Annotated in this window: 20 protein-coding genes; 13 read left to right on the top strand and 7 right to left on the bottom strand. The window is 34.4% G+C overall.

Translation table 11 applies throughout. The annotated features are described in order from the left end of the window. Positions 1–10 precede the first annotated feature (10 nt). Positions 11–1438, bottom strand: coding sequence for a chromosomal replication initiator protein DnaA (gene dnaA / locus ICJ85_RS03745; RefSeq protein WP_188222425.1), 1428 nt, complete (start codon positions 1436–1438; stop codon positions 11–13). Between the two features lie 184 nt (positions 1439–1622). On the opposite strand from dnaA, the gene ICJ85_RS03740 reads away from it, so the two are divergent. Continuing rightward, entirely contained in the window at positions 1623–2021 is a 399-nt protein-coding gene (locus ICJ85_RS03740; RefSeq protein ID WP_188222424.1) for an acyl-CoA thioesterase, read from the top strand. Position 2022: 1 nt separating this feature from the next. Here the strand turns inward: ICJ85_RS03740 and ICJ85_RS03735 are convergent, their stop codons facing one another. Genes ICJ85_RS03735 through ICJ85_RS03720 form a run of 4 tightly spaced genes read right to left on the bottom strand, consistent with a single transcriptional unit; the run spans position 2023 to position 4704 of the window. Continuing rightward, positions 2023–2631: an IMPACT family protein gene (locus ICJ85_RS03735; RefSeq protein ID WP_188222423.1), complete on the bottom strand. Its 609-nt coding sequence runs from the start codon at positions 2629–2631 to the stop codon at positions 2023–2025. Between the two features lie 5 nt (positions 2632–2636). Continuing rightward, positions 2637–3248: an HAD family hydrolase gene (locus ICJ85_RS03730; protein WP_188222422.1), complete on the bottom strand. Its 612-nt coding sequence runs from the start codon at positions 3246–3248 to the stop codon at positions 2637–2639. Then, complete coding sequence (gene ribD, locus ICJ85_RS03725; RefSeq protein ID WP_188222421.1) at positions 3241–4245, bottom strand: bifunctional diaminohydroxyphosphoribosylaminopyrimidine deaminase/5-amino-6-(5-phosphoribosylamino)uracil reductase RibD; 1005 nt, start codon at positions 4243–4245, stop codon at positions 3241–3243. The genes ICJ85_RS03730 and ribD overlap by 8 nt, the downstream gene beginning before the upstream one ends. 6 nt (positions 4246–4251) lie before the next feature. Continuing rightward, positions 4252–4704 carry a hypothetical protein gene (locus ICJ85_RS03720; RefSeq protein ID WP_188222420.1) on the bottom strand — a complete coding sequence of 151 codons (453 nt, stop codon included), beginning with the start codon at positions 4702–4704 and terminating at the stop codon, positions 4252–4254. Between the two features lie 157 nt (positions 4705–4861). Between ICJ85_RS03720 and prmC the strand changes: the two genes are divergently transcribed. The 4 genes from prmC (at position 4862) to ICJ85_RS03700 (ending at position 9383) form a co-directional block, all read left to right on the top strand. Further along, complete coding sequence (gene prmC, locus ICJ85_RS03715; RefSeq protein ID WP_188222419.1) at positions 4862–5725, top strand: peptide chain release factor N(5)-glutamine methyltransferase; 864 nt, start codon at positions 4862–4864, stop codon at positions 5723–5725. A 10-nt stretch (positions 5726–5735) separates the two neighbouring features. Continuing rightward, complete coding sequence (gene ligA / locus ICJ85_RS03710; RefSeq protein ID WP_188222418.1) at positions 5736–7736, top strand: NAD-dependent DNA ligase LigA; 2001 nt, start codon at positions 5736–5738, stop codon at positions 7734–7736. Positions 7737–7817: 81 nt separating this feature from the next. Beyond that, positions 7818–8540, top strand: coding sequence for a hypothetical protein (locus tag ICJ85_RS03705; RefSeq protein ID WP_188222417.1), 723 nt, complete (start codon positions 7818–7820; stop codon positions 8538–8540). A gap of 105 nt (positions 8541–8645) precedes the next feature. After that, positions 8646–9383 carry a hypothetical protein gene (locus ICJ85_RS03700; protein WP_188222416.1) on the top strand — a complete coding sequence of 246 codons (738 nt, stop codon included), beginning with the start codon at positions 8646–8648 and terminating at the stop codon, positions 9381–9383. On the opposite strand, the gene ICJ85_RS03695 is transcribed toward ICJ85_RS03700, so the two are convergent. Next, positions 9380–10297 carry a bifunctional metallophosphatase/5'-nucleotidase gene (locus ICJ85_RS03695; protein ID WP_188222415.1) on the bottom strand — a complete coding sequence of 306 codons (918 nt, stop codon included), beginning with the start codon at positions 10295–10297 and terminating at the stop codon, positions 9380–9382. The two genes, ICJ85_RS03700 and ICJ85_RS03695, sit on opposite strands and share 4 nt — an antisense overlap. 5 nt (positions 10298–10302) lie before the next feature. Continuing rightward, the gene (locus ICJ85_RS03690; RefSeq protein WP_188222414.1) at positions 10303–11067 is read right to left on the bottom strand and encodes a 5'-nucleotidase C-terminal domain-containing protein; all 765 of its coding nucleotides are present in this window, start codon (positions 11065–11067) and stop codon (positions 10303–10305) included. A gap of 58 nt (positions 11068–11125) precedes the next feature. Here ICJ85_RS03690 and ICJ85_RS03685 point away from each other — a divergent pair, with 58 nt between their 5' ends. The 8 genes from ICJ85_RS03685 (at position 11126) to recN (ending at position 18620) form a co-directional block, all read left to right on the top strand. Next, positions 11126–11653, top strand: a complete 528-nt coding sequence (locus tag ICJ85_RS03685; protein ID WP_188222413.1) for a DUF6913 domain-containing protein — start codon at positions 11126–11128, stop codon at positions 11651–11653. Continuing rightward, positions 11646–12524 (top strand): 4-hydroxy-tetrahydrodipicolinate synthase, encoded by an 879-nt coding sequence (gene dapA / locus ICJ85_RS03680; protein ID WP_188222412.1) that lies wholly within the window; start codon positions 11646–11648, stop codon positions 12522–12524. The genes ICJ85_RS03685 and dapA overlap by 8 nt, the downstream gene beginning before the upstream one ends. 1 nt (position 12525) lies before the next feature. Continuing rightward, positions 12526–13449, top strand: a complete 924-nt coding sequence (locus ICJ85_RS03675; RefSeq protein ID WP_188222411.1) for an ion channel — start codon at positions 12526–12528, stop codon at positions 13447–13449. Positions 13450–13640: 191 nt separating this feature from the next. Further along, positions 13641–14450, top strand: coding sequence for an outer membrane protein assembly factor BamD (locus ICJ85_RS03670; protein WP_188222410.1), 810 nt, complete (start codon positions 13641–13643; stop codon positions 14448–14450). A 23-nt stretch (positions 14451–14473) separates the two neighbouring features. Further along, positions 14474–14800: a DNA-directed RNA polymerase subunit omega gene (locus tag ICJ85_RS03665; RefSeq protein WP_188222409.1), complete on the top strand. Its 327-nt coding sequence runs from the start codon at positions 14474–14476 to the stop codon at positions 14798–14800. A gap of 11 nt (positions 14801–14811) precedes the next feature. Next, positions 14812–16023, top strand: a complete 1212-nt coding sequence (gene coaBC / locus ICJ85_RS03660; protein ID WP_188222408.1) for a bifunctional phosphopantothenoylcysteine decarboxylase/phosphopantothenate--cysteine ligase CoaBC — start codon at positions 14812–14814, stop codon at positions 16021–16023. Then, positions 16016–16903: a type IX secretion system protein PorD gene (gene porD, locus ICJ85_RS03655; protein ID WP_188222407.1), complete on the top strand. Its 888-nt coding sequence runs from the start codon at positions 16016–16018 to the stop codon at positions 16901–16903. The genes coaBC and porD overlap by 8 nt, the downstream gene beginning before the upstream one ends. A gap of 64 nt (positions 16904–16967) precedes the next feature. Beyond that, a complete protein-coding gene (gene recN / locus ICJ85_RS03650; RefSeq protein WP_188222406.1) occupies positions 16968–18620 on the top strand; it encodes a DNA repair protein RecN in 1653 nt (550 codons plus the stop codon). The last annotated feature ends 5 nt before the right edge of the window (positions 18621–18625 follow it).

Here is an 18625-nt window from a genome sequence, read left to right as displayed (position 1 = left end):
AAAAAAGGTTTTAAACAGACAGCTTTTTTGTAATATCATCAACATACTTTTTAAATTGTTTGTCTGTCGATGTTAAATTATCTACGGTTTTACAAGCGTGTAATACAGTTGCGTGGTCTCGTTTTCCTATTTGAGAACCAATACTTGCTAACGATGCCTTCGTGAATTTCTTCGCGAAAAACATGGCTAGTTGTCTTGCTTGTACAATGTGACGCTTTCTCGTTTTAGACTGCAAGGTGTTTACATCCATCTGAAAGTAATCTGAAACAACTTTTTGGATATAATCGATAGAAACTTCACGTTTGGTGTTTTTAACAAATTTTTCAACTACAATACGAGCCAAATCTATGGTTACTTCTTTTTTGTTAAAAGAAGATTGAGCTATTAAAGAGATGATAGCACCTTCAAGCTCACGTACGTTAGATTTAATGTTTTTTGCAACGTAATTAATTATTTCTTCAGGCATATCCACGCCATCACGATATAACTTATTCTTTACAATAGAAACACGTGTTTCAAAATCTGGAGTCTGTAATTCAGCCGAAAGCCCCCATTTAAAACGAGATAACAAACGTTGCTCGATATCTTGCATATCTACCGGTGCTTTATCACTGGTTAAGATAACCTGCTTGCCATTTTGGTGTAAGTGATTAAAGATATGGAAGAATACATCCTGTGTTCCCGTTTTACCAGAAAGGAATTGCACGTCGTCAATAATTAACACGTCAATAATTTGATAGAAGTGAATAAAATCATTTCTATTATTCTTCTTAACCGAATCAATATACTGTTGTGTAAACTTTTCAGCCGAAATATATAAAACGGTCTTTTCTGGGTACTTATCTTTAATATCAACACCAATAGCGTGTACAAGGTGGGTTTTACCTAATCCAACACCTCCAAAAATAAGTAGTGGGTTAAACGAAGTTCCACCAGGTTTAGCTGCTACCGCTAATCCGGCACTTCTTGCTAAACGGTTAGAATCTCCTTCTAAAAAGTTTTCAAAACTGTAATTAGGATTTAATTGCGATTCAATCTTAACATTTCTAATCCCAGGAATAACGAATGGATTTCGTAATTCAGGATTTTTGTTCTTTAATGGAATGTCAACTTCCTGTGATTTTACAGCACTTCTGTTTGAACTCGGAATCTTCTCAGTAAACGGTTGCTTGTTGCCATACGTGTTTTCCATTTTAATAATGTAAACCAATTTGGCTTTTTCTCCCAACTCTTTTGTTAAAGATACTTTTAAAATCTTTACATAATGTTCTTCAAGCCATTCGTAGAAAAATTTACTTGGAACTTGAATACTTAGGGCATTGTCAGTGAGTTTAACTGCGATGATAGGTTCAAACCAAGTTTTGTAAGCTTGCGGCTGGATGTTATCCTTTATGAATTCAAGACAATTATTCCATACCGTTTGCGCAGTTTTACTCATTGTTTATTTCGTGGGTTTTAGTAGTTTTGTGATCGAGAAAAAAGTTTCTCGTTGTTGTTCTTTGGCTTGGCAAATATGTGAACAAAAATCTTAAAAAAAAAATCAAAAGGGTATTGAATTTTTCCAAAAAATTACTCATGTAATAGCCTTTGCCGAAACTACAAAAAAATATTTAATAATCCTTATGAAAATCGACGAAATACAAATTAGAGTACGTTATGGCGAAACCGATCAAATGGGAGTGGTTTATCACGGAAATTACGCATTATATCTGGAGATGGGACGCATTGAATGGCTTAGAAAACTTGGGGTTTCTTATAAATCTATGGAGGAAAATGGCGTGATGTTGCCTGTTGTTTCTATGACTGTAAATTATAAAAAATCAGCGTGTTACGATGATGTAATTAATGTAAAAACTCAAGTAGTTAAGACGCCTACGGCTAAAATTGAATTCGAATATGAAATAACTAACGAAGCGGGTGAAATTTTAACAACGGCCAGTACAACTTTGGTGTTTATAGATATGAAAACTAACCGACCAATGCGGGCTCCTCAATACATTTTAGATGCTATTAAGAAGTAGTCTAAATTTCCTTAATTTTTATTTCAAAAAGGTGATCGAAGGCATTAAAAACAGATTCGGCTTCCGTCTTCCTTACTGAGATGGTAATTTGACAATCTAACTCCAATTTTTGATGCGTAATATTTAAGTTTTTTTCCTTGATAACACGCATCACGGTATTCATGTTTTTGTAATCAAAAGTTATTAAAAAATCTTTGTTAATGGTCTTCTCAATAATTTTAGCTTCATCAAGCGTTAATTGTGCCGTTGTTTTGTAGGCGCTAATTAATCCGCCAACGCCTAATTTAACACCCCCAAAGTAACGAACCACTATTATTAGCGTATTTGTAACTTCGAAAGATTGAATTTGTCCATATATAGGCATGCCAGCCGAATTGCTAGGTTCGCCATCGTCATTGGCTCTGTAACTTATATTTTCTGTTCCTATCTGGTATGCGTAGCACCAGTGTCTTGCTGAATGGTGTTCTTTTTTTAAGTTTTCTATATGCGCTTTAATGTCTTCTTCTGTAGAAACAGGGTAAGCATAACCAAAAAACTTACTGTTTTTGTCTTTGTATAATATGCCTTCTACGGGCGCCTTTATGGTTTTGTATAAATCTGAGTTGTCCAAATCAATTATAGTATATCGGCTTTTGTTTCGAATAAAGTGGTTACATCATCGGTTTTTGGGTTGATGTTCCATGATTTAATTCCCATTGTTTCTGCGGTATTGCAGTTATCTGTATTATCATCAATAAAGAAGCATTCATTGGCATTAAGATGATTTTCACCTAATACAAACTCGAAGATATCTTTATTGGGTTTTCTCAGTTGAATTTCATGAGATAAATAAAATTTATGAAAGCAGGCTTTGAAGTCTTCAAAAAACGGAACTTGTTCTTTAATCCAGTCGATATGTAAATCGTTGGTATTACTTAATAATATGAGTTTGTAGTTGTCTTCTTTTTTTAATTCCTGAATAAAGTCTAATCGGTGTTTTGGGAAATCTTTCAGCATAAAATTCCAAATGCTAATTAATTCTTCATTTGACAGATGTGGAAAATTATCGCTGTAAAATCCAAGAAGTTCTTCAGTAGAAATTAAGCCTTGCTCATAAAAACTGTTGAAAGCTATCATTTCCTTTGAAAATGAATCGATTTTGAACTTTTCGAAGGCATAGTTTAAATTACCTTCAATATCTAGGTTAATGAATACATTCCCGAAATCGAAAATCAGGGTATTAATCATTGGTATAAACTTTTAATGTGTCGTTAATAATTTGTTTTTCAGAAATTAATCGTCCTGAAAATTCTGGTGCTTTGGTACCATTTTTAAAAGTTGCATTTCCTGTGAAAATTCGAGCTTCGTCCCATAAATTTTCATCAATAAATGTTTGAAGTGTTTTTTCGCCACCTTCAATAATAATGGAGGTGATATTTTCTTGATACAACAACTCACAAATTTGTTGTGCTACTTGTTCTGAAAAATAAATATCGCTTTTTGTTATAGAAATGGTTCTGGCTTCATTGTTAAAAACAGCAAGGTCTTTAGAGAGTTTGTTTTTAGCATCTAACACTACACGGATAGGGTGTTTACCGGTCCAGTTTCTTGTCGTTAAACTCGGGTTGTCTTGTAAAACGGTATTTGTGCCAACTAAAATAGCCTGTTCTTCGGCGCGCCATTTATGAACCAGTTGTCTGGAAAAAGTGTTTGTAATCCAAACCGGTTTTTGTTTGTCTTTTGTTTCTGGAGCTATAAAACCATCGCCGGTCTCAGCCCATTTTAAAATAATATATGGGCGTTTTTTGTTGTGAAATGTAAAGAATCGCTTGTGGTGCGTTTTGCATTCATCTTCTAAAACGCCTACAGTAACCTGGCATCCGGCATTTTTTAGCTTTTCGATGCCTTTTCCGGCAACTAAAATATTATCGTCTAAGCACCCAATCACCACGTTGGGAATTTGGTGTTTGATAATCAAATCGCTGCAAGGTGGAGTTTTTCCATAATGTGAACAAGGTTCCAATGTTACATATATGGTGGCTTCTTTTAAAAGGTTTTTGTGTTTTACCGAATTAATAGCGTTAACCTCGGCATGATTGCCTCCATAGCTACTTGTAAATCCTTCTCCAATTATTTTATTGTTATGCACAATAACACTCCCAACCATAGGGTTCGGTCTGGTTGCGCCCAACCCGTTTTTAGCAATTTCTATACAGCGCTTTATGTAGAATTCGTGCGTTTTCAAAGCAGCCTATTTTATTTTTATGTCTTCTGTTTTGTCTAAAGTGTAAGTATACGAAAATCCAAATACTCTATAGGTGATATCTCCTTTATACTGTACTTTTATTTTTCTGCTGAATAAGCTTCCTAGTAAACCACTTAAACTTTTGTCGCTAAAAATACTATCGGTTGGAATTTCAGCTCGTAATGGAATAGCAAATTCTTTTTCGGCCGGCACATCAAAACGTTCGGCAGATACTTTTCCCATTTCGTTATCGTTAACAAAGATTTTTATTTCATCGGTTTCTAAAGAGCCGCCAATAACATTCGGGTTTAAAAATAAGGCATTGGCAGATACAATAATTTGTTTTGAGTTCGAATCTGTAACATGTATGTTTTCAACGCCTAAGAATTCTGGTTTTTCTTTTACTGAGCAACTTAAAAAAGTGGTAAATATTGTTGATAAGATTATAAGGCGTTTCATGGTCTTTTTTTTGAGATTTAAGTATCTTCACTTGCGCAAAATTAACATTTTAAAGTTAGTAAAAGACTATTGTTGCAGGTTTAAATAATCACTTGATGTTTATCGGTTTAACCTGTTAAGTGTTGAATTTAGAGCTAATGTTGTGAACACGCAAACTATGAAATTAAAGGATATACAACAGCAGTTTCATCTGGAATTGGATGATATTTACGGAAAAGAAGAAGTCGATAGTTTCTTTTTTTTGTTGATAGAGTCGTTTTATAATCTGACAAGAATTAAACTGGCGATGGATCCGGAAACATTAGTTAATGATAGCTCGAAGTTGAAAGAGGCTTTAGAGTTATTGAAGGAAGAGCAGCCTATACAATATATATTGGGAGAGACCGAATTTTACGGTCTGCCGTTTAAGGTCAATCCGTATACCTTGATACCGCGGCCTGAAACTGAAGAGTTGGTAGAGTGGATTATTAAGCATCAGCCAAAATTAAATCATGAAACTTTAAATATTTTAGATATTGGCACAGGCAGCGGCTGCATAGCTATTTCTCTAGCCAAAAATATCCCAAATGCTAAAGTGTACGCTCTTGATGTAAGTCCTGAGGCTTTAAAAATGGCAAGGCAAAATGCTGAATTAAATAATGTTTCTATCGAATTTATTGAAGCTAATATTTTAAATCCTGATACCTGGAGTGATGCATTTAAAAGCATGAGCTTTAGCGTTATTGTATCGAACCCTCCATACGTGCGTGAGCAGGAGAAACAATTGATGAAGCCTAATGTGTTAAACAACGAACCGCATTTGGCTTTGTTTGTGAAAGATGAAAACCCGTTACTGTTTTATAAAGCCATAGCACAATACGCAAGTTCAAATTTAGAAAAGCAAGGCGCATTATTTTTTGAGATTAATGAATTCTTAGGACGAGAAATGATTCATTTATTAACCTCAAATCATTTTGTGAATATTCAATTAAAACAGGATATCTTCAAGAAAGATAGAATGATAAAAGGAGAAAAGAATTAGAGAATTACCCATGAATACAGAACAACAGATAAAAAAACTTAGAGACGAATTAAATCAGCATAATTATAACTATTATGTTTTAGATACTCCGGTAATTTCAGATTATGATTTCGATTTAAAGTTGAAAGAATTGCAAGATCTAGAAGCAAAACACCCTGAGTTTTTTGATGCTAATTCGCCAACGCAGCGTGTTGGTGGTGCTGTGACTAAAAATTTTGAAACGGTTGCGCATGAGTATCGTATGTATTCTCTAGATAATTCATATTCTAAAGAAGATTTGCAGGATTGGGAAACGCGTATTAAAAAAATGGTCGATGGAGACATTCAATATACTTGCGAGTTAAAATACGATGGTGCTTCAATAAGTTTAACTTATGAAAATGGTAAGCTTGTAAAAGCCGTTACTCGAGGTGATGGTTTTCAAGGTGATAATGTAACAGCTAATGTGCGTACCATAAAATCAGTTCCACTAGAATTAAAAGGTGATTTTCCTGAGAAATTTGATATTCGTGGTGAAATTATTTTGCCTTTTGACGGTTTCAATAAAATGAATGAAGAGCGTATTGAAATAGGTGAGGAGCCTTATAGAAATCCAAGAAATACGGCTTCAGGAAGTTTAAAGCTTCAGGATAGTGCAGAGGTGGCTAAGCGTCCGTTAGAATGTTTGTTATATAATTTAACGGGAACCAATTTAGGAGTTAATTCACAATTTGAGAGTTTAGATAAAGCCAGGCAATGGGGATTTAAAGTGCCAAGTGCAGCGAAACTAACCAATTCGATTGATGAAGTTCTGGAATTTATTGATTATTGGAATGAAGAACGCCATAATCTCCCTTACGAAACCGATGGAGTGGTTATAAAGGTGAATAATCTGCAACAACAGGAAGAATTAGGTTATACAGCCAAAGCGCCACGATGGGCAATGGCTTATAAGTTTAAAGCAGAGCAGGTGTCTACGCGATTAAATAGTATCACCTATCAAGTGGGGCGTACCGGAGCTATAACGCCTGTTGCTAATTTAGAACCTGTGGAATTGGCAGGAACTACTGTTAAACGTGCGTCGTTACACAATGCCGATCAGATTGTAAAATTAGATATTCGAGTAGGAGATGAAGTGTATGTTGAAAAGGGAGGAGAGATAATTCCAAAAATTTTAGGTGTTGACTTATCTCTGCGTCCATTGGATTCTGTTCCTACAGAATACATCACGCGTTGTCCGGAATGTCAAACCGAGTTGGTGAGGCAAGAGGGAGAAGCGCAGCATTATTGTCCTAATTATAATGGTTGTGAACCTCAAATTATTGGTCGTATTCAGCATTATATTTCTCGTAAAGCGATGGATATAGAAGGTTTAGGGGGTGAAACAGTGACTTTACTTGTAAAAGCGGGTCTTATTAGTAATTATTCCGATTTATATGAATTAACTAAAGAGCAGGTTGTTCCGTTAGAGCGTATGGCGGAAAAAAGTGCAGAGAACTTAGTTAAGGGTATAGAGGCTTCTAAAAGCATTCCTTTTGAACGCGTACTGTATGCGTTGGGAATTCGTTATGTGGGGGAAACGGTAGCAAAAAAGTTGGCTAAGCATTATAAAAGTATTGATGCTATTGCTCAGGCCACCCAAGATGAATTAGTGAATGTGGATGAGATTGGTGTAAAAATAGCAGAAAGTGTTCTGGCGTTTTTTGCTTCTGAAGAAAACCTAAATATCATTGAAAGGTTAAAATCTTTTGGAGTACAGTTAGAAATCTCGGCAGAAGAGCTTCAGGGACAAACCGATATTTTAAAAGGGCAGAGTATTGTGGTTTCTGGGGTGTTCGAAATAGTCTCAAGAGGAGAACTTAAAAAGCTAATCGAAGATAACGGAGGTAAAGTAAGTAGTTCAATATCGTCGAAAACAAGCTTTTTGGTTGCGGGTGATAAAATGGGGCCAAGTAAGTTAAAAAAGGCGGAAAGCTTGAATATTGCTATAAAATCCGAATCTGAATTCTTACAAATGATAAGCTTCGGATAATTTTTTATCGATAAAAAGCACTTTTTTACCGTTTAATTACATTATTTGTTTATATTTGCCCTTAAGAATTAGATTGCTATTATGCTTAAATCGAAAATAATAGAGGGTTTGGTTATATTAATTTACATATTATTTGTACTGTTTCAGTTTACGGGGCATGATGATTTGGCTTATTATTCCAGTTCGTTAATTCTACCAGTTATCACACTTATTTACTTTATTAAAGTGAAAGATAAGTCGTTGTTTTTTACGCTGTTTTTAGTATTGTTTTCAGTTTCAGATATATTGGTGTTTTTTGAGAGTTTTGACGTTTATAAGCATATTGACTATTATTTTGGAAATGCTTTGTACATTATGTCGTACGTCTGTTTGCTTATCGAAATTTGTAAGTCAATTAAAATAAGGTTTTTAGTGAAGAATTTTTATATCCACTTAGTGGTGTTGTCTGTTTTGAGTGTGTATATTGTGTATGTATTGCAAAATATAGTTAAACCTTTTGTGGTTACAACAGATGAATATTATGTAGAGTTGATTTATAATATCGTGCTTTTATCACTTCTCTCTGTAGCGCTTCTTGGGTATTTTTATAAAGACAACGTAAAAGCCTTGTATTTGTTTATAGGTGTTCTTTGTGTTGTTTTTGCTGAGGTCATGTGGGTGGCTTATACCTATATTGCTGAGCGTAACTTACTGAATTTGCTGTCGACAACTTTATATCTTGTTGGCTTTTATTTCTTCTACAAGCAGTCTAAACTGTTAGATGAAAAAAATGAAGGAATAGAGATGGTGTCACAGGAAATTTAATCAACCTCATTTTTAAAAACATGGTATTTCATCGATTAACGGTTTGTTTTTTCGTGTGAAACGTAAAATTTTATTAAGTTTGATTAACCTACTTATGAAATTACCATGAAAAACTGGATCGCCAATACAGACGATAGAGTCTTTGTATTAGCTTTGTGGTTGCTTGTTGCTGTAAGTTTTATTGCAGCTTTAACCTCAAATGCTTCTCTTGTAACGTATAGTTTATTGTTATATGTGCCGTTATTTTCGGTAGCATATTTTTTCAAATACAAGTCTTTACAATTTAGTTTTATAGCCTATTTGTTGTTTTCTTTTTTAGGAGATGCTTCAAATCTCTTCTTTTCAGAAAATATGCTCACCAAAGCTTCAAGCGTTTTTTACTTTTTGGGGTTTATGTATTTGTTGATTATGATTTTGCCTAAATTTAAAGTATCAGAAATTCGTGCTTTGGTGGGGTCTTATTTAGTAGGTGTGTTTTGTATCATCATGTTCTTTTTGTTTCAGATTTATTCAATACTGAATGTGGTATTAAATAGCGCTACGGAAGTACAACTATTTGCTGTGAAAAGTTTAAGCCTTGTGGTTTTGGGGTTGATATCGTTTGGGGTGTATTTAAATACGCAAACAAAAGTGTCTGTCTGGTTTTTAATAGGAGTGGGCAGTTTGTTTGTTTCTGTTGTGTTAAACTATGTAAACCTCTATTATTTTTATCATTTAGGTTTTGTTGCTGTAGAGCGTATTTTGTATGCTTCGGCTTTGTATTTCTTGTTTAAATATGCGATTTCAGATAAGATGCAAATTCAGGATTCAAAGGAAATAAATACTAATAATGTTCTGGCTTAAACTATAATTGAAGTTCCGTTGGCTGACTTGTTTTTGTCTGAATCAAAATAAAAATCAATTCTTCCTAAGTTGATGCCGTGCCATCCCACCTGATTAACAAGCATGCTTTTTTCTTCACTGTTTTTAACTACTGTTGGTTTGGGTAAAAACGTATGGGTGTGGCCGCCAATAATTAAATCGATGTCTTTGGTTAGGCTTGCCACTTTTAAATCACATAATTTATTAGGTTCCTTTTTGTAATGGTACCCTAAATGAGACAGGCATATAATTAAATCGCATGCGTTTTCGGTTTTTAAAATACGCGTCATTTCCTGTGCAGTTTCAATAGGGTCTAGGTAGGTGGTCTCTTTGTAATTGTCGCTGTCAACCAATCCTTTTAATTTAATTCCTAATCCGAAAATTCCAATTTTAATTCCATCTACAGTGAATACCTTATAGGGTTTAGTATGAGTGTCCATTATGGTATTTGAAAAATCGTAATTAGAACAAATGAAATCAAATTTAGCATGAGGTAGCTGCGCATATAAACCGTCAATTCCGGCATCGAAGTCATGATTTCCTAATGTTGCAGCATCATATTTGAGCATGCTCATTAGTTTGAATTCTAATTCACCTCCGTAATAGTTAAAATAAGGAGTGCCTTGAAAAATATCACCAGCATCAAGAAGAAGTGTATTTGGGTTTTCTCGTCGTATGGATTCTATTAAACTAGCACGTCTGGCTACACCGCCCATATTCGGGTATTTACCATCATCTGGACCAAACGGATCGATATGGCTATGCACGTCGTTGGTATGAAGTATGGTGATTTGCTTGGCACTAGGTTTGTTAGAAAACGAATGTAGCCCGATACCACCTAATGAAATTAATGCTGTTGTAGCAGAAGCCTGCTGAATAAAATCTCGTCGTTTCATAGTGTTTATTTTCGGGGAATTTGAATGTAGCGGTCATCCATAACGGGATTAATAGTATCTGCTTTTTTCAGGTAGTCTATTAAAGCATTTCTAACTTTGTAATTAAGCTTGTAAAGGCTGTCGTTTGGTTGAAAAAAGGTCATGTTATCTCCGCCATTATAGAGGTAATCATGGGTTGCTACATAGTAGGTTTTGTTGTTGTCTATAGGTTTGCCGCTGATAGTTGCATTTACTAAATCGTAATTTTTATCAATTGTTAATTTTAGTTTTGAAAACGGATTTGCTTTTTTTGTTTTACACAAATACTGCAACATGCTATCTATTTGCGGTTGTTTTAATGCGACTACAACAATGTTGTTTTCAAAAGGCATGAGTTCATAAACCGTTCTAATGGTAATATCACCTTTAGAGATTATGGTGCGTACTGTCCCGTAGGTAAATAAAACCATATCTATATCATGTCCGGTGCGGCGTTTAAAAATAGGGTTCGCTTGCTCATGAACTGCATCGACCATAAAATTTCCTATGGCGGTATTAAATTCGCCATCATCTCTAGAATAGGTGCCCACGGAATAAGCTAGAACGCTATCCATGTCCTTCTTAAGATGGGCACGATAGGGTTGAATAAAACTGTCTATTTCAGAGATTGCTTTTAAGCTGTCTGTAACTCCAATTTGCTTGCCTTCAATTTTTGTTAGGTGATATTCAGGTTGTTTACAATTGGTAAAAAGTGATATATATAACAAATAAATTAAAAATGTAAACCTCATATTTTTAGTAGATTTTTTGAATCTAGTTTTGTTACCTTTGCGCAAATTATAAAGATAAATGATTTTAAAGGGTTTTAAAGAAAAATCTAATAAAAAGTACTTAAACAAAGTGTTAGCTGAACGACAGGGAACTGTTGATGATAGTGAAATAGAAAGTTTAGGCGTTATCTTTAATTATGATGAAACGGAAAACTTTGAACAATTTAAAAAGTTAGCCGACCTAATAAAAGCACTTCCTAATAGAGTAAAAATAATTGCTTTTTCTGAACGAGAAATAGATTTGCAAAGTGCTTGGGATGTGTGTTATAATGTTAAAGATTTAGGTTGGAAAGGTTCTATAAATAATTCAGAATTGAAAGCTTTTTTAAAAACAGAGTTTGATGCTTTAATAAGTTATTACAGCAAAGATGTTTTAGAATTAAAATTACTGACCGCCTTGTCTAAAGCGAAATTTAAAATTGGTGTTTTGGAAGAAGATGAGCGTTTAAACGATTTAATTATTAAAACCAAATTGAATGAATTTGATGTATTTAAAAACGAACTTTTTAAATACTTAACTATATTAAATAAAATTAAAAATGAATAGTAAGTTTCTAGGAACTGGAGTTGCTTTGGTTACACCTTTTAAATCAGATTTAAGTGTGGACCATGAGGCTTTGACTAATATTGTAAATTTCAATATAGAAAATGGAGTTGAGTATCTTGTAATTTGCGGAACAACAGGAGAAGTTGTTACCTTAACAAAGCAGGAGAAAAAGGAAGTTGTTGAAACTGTAGTTAAAGCAAACAATGGTCGCGTACCTATGGTTTTAGGTATTGGAGGTAACAATACGGCTCTAGTTGTAGAAGAAATAAAATCAACCGATTTAAGTCAAATGGATGCTGTTTTATCGGTAGTCCCTTATTATAGTAAACCAACACAAGAAGGTATTTATCAACACTTCAAAGCTATTTCAGAGGCTTGTCCGGTGGATATTATATTATACAATGTACCAGGCCGTACTGCTAAAAATATGGAAGTATCGACAACTTTGCGTTTAGCAAACGATTTTGCTAATGTAGTTGGGGTGAAGGAAGCAGGAAATAATGTGGCTCAGTATTTAGACCTATTAAAGGATAGCCCTGAAGATTTTGCCATTATTTCTGGTGATGATGACTTAGCTTTAGGAGTTGTTTTAGCTGGAGGTGCTGGTGTAATCTCAGTAATTGGTCAAGGGTTCCCTAAAGAATTTTCAGAGATGATTCGTTTAGGATTGTCCGGAAATGCTAAAGATGCACATAAAATCTATTTCAAATTAATAGATGTGATTGGGTATATATTTGAAGAAAACAATCCAGCGGGAATTAAAGGTGTTTTCGAAGCTTTAGGACTTTGTCAAGATACGGTTAGATTACCATTAGTGCCTGCATCTAATGAGTTAAAAGCAAAAATTAAATCGTTTGTAGCAAACTTTTAATGTGATAAATAAAATAAAAGATCCGGGAGTAGGGAATGCCTCTGCGCAGTACGCTAAGCGAATGCTTAAACCTGATGGGTCTTTTAATTTAAAATATCAGAATAAACCACGAAAATTTACCGAAGCTTATCACTTTTTAGTAAATATTTCGTGGTTTTATTTTTTTGGTCTTTCATTTTTGGTAGGCTTCATAATTAATGCTGTATTTGCGTTAATTTATCTGTTAATTGGTATTGAAGAAATCACGGCGTTGTCGGGTAGTGTGGTTCAGGATTTTTTTAATGCTTTTTTCTTTAGTACTCAAACCTTTACTACAGTTGGGTATGGAGCCTTAGCGCCACAGGGCTGGTTAAGTGGTATGGTAGCGTCTATTGAATCTTTTCTCGGCTTAATGTTGTTTGCCTTTGTTACCGGTTTAATTTACGGCCGATTTTCTAAACCACGATCGGCAGTCAGGTTTAGCGAGCATCTTATTTTAAGAGACTTTAAAGAACATCGCGCCGTTATGTTTAGGTTGGTTAACGATAGGAAATCAGTAATGATTCAGCCAAAAATATCAGTAACTTTAATGCTGTCGCAGCCCAATGATTCCGGAGAATATCAGAATAATTTTTATTTGCTGAATCTGGAACGTGATGCCATCGATTATTTACCAACAACCTGGACTGTTGTTCATGAATTGGATGAAGAAAGTCCGTTATCGGGTTATTCCAATGAAGCCATTAAAAAACTTCATGGCGAGTTAATTATCATGATGAGTTATTACGACGAATCCTTTAATCAGGAAGTGCATAAAATTCACTCTTATGTTTTAAAAGAAGCTCAGGTTGACTTCAAGTTTGTTAAGGCGCAGAATTTTAATCCTGAAGGAACTTTAATTCTGGACTACGATCTTTTCGATGCTATCGAACCTCATAAAAGTTAAATATTACTTAATCCTTACGGTTCCTATAATCCTTCAAGTATTTTAGCGTGAAATAATATTTTTAAAATCCATATTATTAACTTAATTTTGCATCTTGTTTTAAAGCAATGAAATGTGCATATTTACAATAAATTAAATATGTTTATGTTATGCATATTACAATTGATAATAGAAACAGGTAATAACAACAAATGAAAAGATTTCTTTATTTAGTATTAACAATCACAGTTTTAAACTCTTGTAGCGAATATCAGAAAACCTTAAAGTCTGAAGATATTGCTGCAAAGTATAAAATGGGAGAAGAACTTTATAACGAAGGTAAATACGCCAAGGCAAACCGATTGTTCGAGCCGCTTATTGCCAGTTATAGAGGGAAACCTCAGGCCGAAAAGCTAATGTATTTGTATTCTAAGTCGTTATACGAAATAGGAGATTATTATACAGCTGGTTATCAGTTAGAGCGTTTTGCAACAAGTTATCCTAAGAGTGAGAAGTTAGAGGAAACCTCTTTTTTAGCAGCAAAAAGTTATTACATGAGATCGCCAATTTATTCTAAAGACCAAACGGAAACTAAAGAGGCGATAGATAAGTTACAAGGGTTTATTAACCAGTTTCCAAAGTCGGAGTATTTATCGGCAGCTAACGAATTGGTTAATGAATTAGACTTTAAGTTAGAAAAGAAAGCGTTTGAAATTGCAAAGCAATACAATACAATTTCAGATTTCGAAGCATCTATAAAGTCATTCGATAACTTTGTAATTGATTTTCCTGGATCATCTTTAAGAGAGGAAGCGCTGTTTTACAGATTGGATTCAGCATACAAATTGGCGGTAAATAGTTTCGATTATAAAAGAGGAACTTTAATTCCGTTAAAAAAGCCTCGATTAGAGCAGGCAAAAGAATATTGTGAATCCTTTAAGCAATCGTATGCCTCTTCAGAACATATTGAAGAAGTTAACGAAATTGGAGGTGTAATAGACGAAGAGATAAAAAAGTTATAGCATAAAAGTTAAATATAAAGACGATGGATTTAAAGAAAACCACAGCTCCTGTTAATACCATTACGTACGACAGAAACCAAATTGACGAGCCAACAGGCAATATTTATGAGTCAATTTCTATCATTGCAAGACGTGCTGAGCAGATTAACACAGAGATTAAAAAAGAGCTTATCGATAAGTTAGAAGAGTTCGCTACTTACAACGATAGCTTAGAAGAAATCTTTGAAAACAAAGAGCAAATTGAGGTGTCTAAATTTTACGAAAAATTACCTAAACCTCATGCTTTAGCTGTTCAAGAATGGTTAACAGATAAAGTTTATTTTAGAAACACTGAGGAAGATAATCAGTAAACGTTTTTAAAATGTCAATATTAAGCGGCAAGAACATACTATTAGGAATTAGTGGTGGTATTGCCGCTTACAAAACAGCTTCATTAGTAAGGTTATTTATTAAGTCTGGTGCGAACGTAAAGGTTGTTATGACACCCGCTTCAAAAGAGTTTATTACCCCGTTAACCTTATCTACACTTTCAAAACATCCGGTACATTCATCGTTCACTCATGAAGATGATGACAATGCGGTTTGGACCAATCATGTCGATTTAGGGCTTTGGGCCGATCTTTTTATTGTGGCGCCCGCAACAGCTAATACCATGTCTAAAATGGCCAATGGTGTTTGTGATAATCTATTATTAGCCGTTTATTTATCAGCTAAATGTCCGGTGTATTTTGCGCCTGCTATGGACTTAGATATGTACAAACATGAAAGTACCTTACGTTCTTTTAAAGTCCTGAAATCGTATGGCAATATCATGATTCCTGCTACGAGCGGCGAATTAGCCAGCGGGTTGGTAGGCGAAGGCCGTATGGCAGAACCGGAAGATATTGTAACTTTTATTGAAAATGATATCCTTGATAAGTTGCCACTTCGAGGAAAGAAAGTTTTAATTACTGCTGGCCCTACCTATGAAGCTATCGATCCCGTGCGTTTTATAGGGAATCATTCCAGTGGAAAAATGGGCTTCGAAATTGCTAAAGCTGCAGCAAACCTGGGGGCAGAGGTGATTTTAGTTTCAGGACCAACCAGTCAATCTGTGACACATAGTTTAATTCACGTTATTCCGGTTGTAAGTGCACAGGATATGTACAATGCAGTTCACGAATATTATGCAAGTGTTGATGTGGCCATATGTTCCGCAGCTGTGGCCGATTATAAACCAAAAGAAGTTGCTTCGCAGAAAATAAAAAAGAGCGATGCAACGTTAACTTTAGAGTTAGAAAAAACTCAGGATATCTTAGCGTCTTTAGGAACAGCTAAATCTCATCAGTTTTTAGTAGGCTTTGCTTTAGAAACCAATAACGAATTGGATAATGCAAAAGACAAGCTAAAAAGAAAGAATTTAAATTTAATTGTTTTAAATTCGTTAAACGATAAAGGCGCCGGTTTTAAAGGCGATACAAATAAAGTAACCTTTATTGATGATGAAAATAATATTGATGTACATCAGTTAAAATCTAAAGCAGACGTTGCTAAGGATTTGATAAATAAAATTTTAGAACAAATTAATGCGTAACATTCTAGTCGTTTTATTATTCAGTTTAAGTATTTTTGGTTTTGCCCAGGAATTAAATTGTAATGTGGTAGTTAACGCCCAGCAAACCGGAAACGAGAACTTTCCTATTTTTAAGACCTTAGAAAAGCAGCTTAATGAGTTTATCAACAATACTAAGTGGACCGATAAAACTTTTGCTTTACAGGAGCGTATTGATTGTAGTTTTATTGTTAATGTAACGAACTATAGTGGTGAGTCATTTCAAGCATCATTACAGGTGCAATCGTCCAGACCGGTTTACGGGTCTTCGTTTAGTACACCTATTTATAATTTTAACGACAAGGATTTTAACTTTCGATATTTAGAATATCAAAATCTTATTTTTAATCCTACACAGTATCAATCTAACTTAGTGTCTGTAATTGCGTTTCACGTGTATATGGTTTTAGGTTTAGATGCCGATTCTTTTGCTGAAAACGGAGGTGATCCTTATTTCAAACAAGCTCAAATTATTACCAACTATTCTCAACAGGAGAACTACAAAGGTTGGAAGGTTGAAGATGGTTTACAAAGTCGATTTGCATTAATCGATAATGTTTTATCACCTACTTTCAAAGAATACCGTCAGGTCATGTATGATTACCATAGACAAGGTTTAGATGTTATGAGTGATGATGCGAAGTCAGGTAAAGGGGAAATAGCTACGAGTTTAACTAAGTTCAGAGCTATGAATTCACGCCGACCAAATTCGTTTTTACTACGTACATTTTTCGATGCAAAGGCCGATGAGATTGAACAAATTTTTAGCGACGGCCCCAATGTAAATATTGCCAGTGTTAAAGAGACCCTTCAAAAAGTGGCCCCAACCTACAATAGTAAGTGGCAAAATATTAAGTTTTAATGCTGCGCTAGTTATTGGCATTTCATTATCTTTAATTTCATAATTTTAATCTTATTTAAAAGTTTTGCTAACATCACTTTCAATAAAAAATTACGCATTAATCGATCAATTAAACGTTAATTTTAACGATGGTTTTTCAATTATCACAGGTGAAACCGGTGCCGGTAAATCCATACTTTTAGGAGGTTTATCATTAATTCTTGGGAAGCGTGCCGATTTAAGCAGTTTGAAAGACACGTCAACAAAATGCGTTATTGAAGCGGTTTTCAATATTTCAAATTATAATTTAAAAGCGCTTTTTGAGTCTGAAGATTTTGATTACGATGAGCAGACTATTATTCGTCGTGAGATTTTACCATCAGGGAAATCCAGAGCCTTTGTAAATGATTCTCCAGTAAATCTAAGTAGTTTGCAGTTGTTAGGCGAACGCTTAATCGATATCCATTCGCAACACCAAACTATGGCGTTAACAACTGATGAATTTCAGTTTCAGGTGATTGATGCTTTAGCGAATAATGAAGAAATCCTTCAACAGTATACTTCAGAATTAAAAGTCTACAAAACCTTAAAAAAGGAACTAAAATCGCTTTTAGAATTTCAGGCCGATGCTATAAAAGAACACGATTACAATAGCTTTTTGTTGAATGAGCTGGTTGAAGCTAATTTAATAGATGGAGAGTTGGAAGCATTGGAAGAAGAGTATGAAAGCCTGAATAATGTAGAAAGCATAAAAGACAAACTAGGAGAGGCATATCAGTTACTTACCGATGAACAAATAGGAGCGATTTCAACCTTAACGGCTTTAAAAAATACACTTCAAAAATTAAGTTCCTATGCTTCAAAATATGACGATTTATTTAATAGAGTAAATAGTAGCTTAATTGAATTAGATGATGTTTACAGAGAGGTTGATGAACTTCAGGATTCCTTAGAAGCAGATCCAAACCGACTGGAAGTAGTCGATGCCAAATTGCGTTTGCTTCATAATTTAATGCAAAAGCATGTTGTGGAAACCGTTGCTGAGCTTATTGAAATTAAAAATCAATTAGAAGAAAAAGTTTCGGTTACCGAGAACTTAGACGAAACTATTCAAAATAAGCAGAAGGAAATTGAAGAGCAAGCTAAAACCTTAAATGGTATTGCTAAAACCATACACGATAACCGCTCTAAAGTTATACCAGAATTAAAAGCGCAGTTAGAATCCATTTTGGTTGGTTTAGGGATGCCTAATGCGCAGTTTAATATCGAAGTGAGCCTTCAAAAGGAGTATTTAGCCAACGGAAAAGACAATTTATCATTTTTATTTTCTGCAAATAAAGGTGGAAATTATAACGAATTGAAAAAGGCAGCATCAGGCGGAGAGTTATCCAGAATTATGCTGGCTATTAAATCGGTGTTGGCAAAATACATTCAGTTACCAACCATCATGTTCGATGAAATTGATACTGGAGTTTCAGGAGAGATTTCAAATAAAATGGGAGATATTATGCTGGAAATGAGTAAGTCTATGCAGGTATTTGCCATTACGCATTTACCACAGGTGGCTGCCAAAGGACACTCACATTTTAAAGTGTATAAAGAAGATAAAGACGAAGTAACACACTCTAATTTAGTAAAGTTAAATCACGACGAACGTATTGTAGAAATCGCACAAATGTTAGGCGGTGTAGAAATGTCTTCATCTGCTATTGCACATGCCAAAGAATTATTGAATTAATTAGT

The sequence above is a fragment of the Aestuariibaculum marinum genome, from assembly GCF_014596975.1.
Lineage (GTDB): Bacteria > Bacteroidota > Bacteroidia > Flavobacteriales > Flavobacteriaceae > Aestuariibaculum > Aestuariibaculum marinum.
This window is presented reverse-complemented; position numbering and strand designations above follow the sequence as displayed.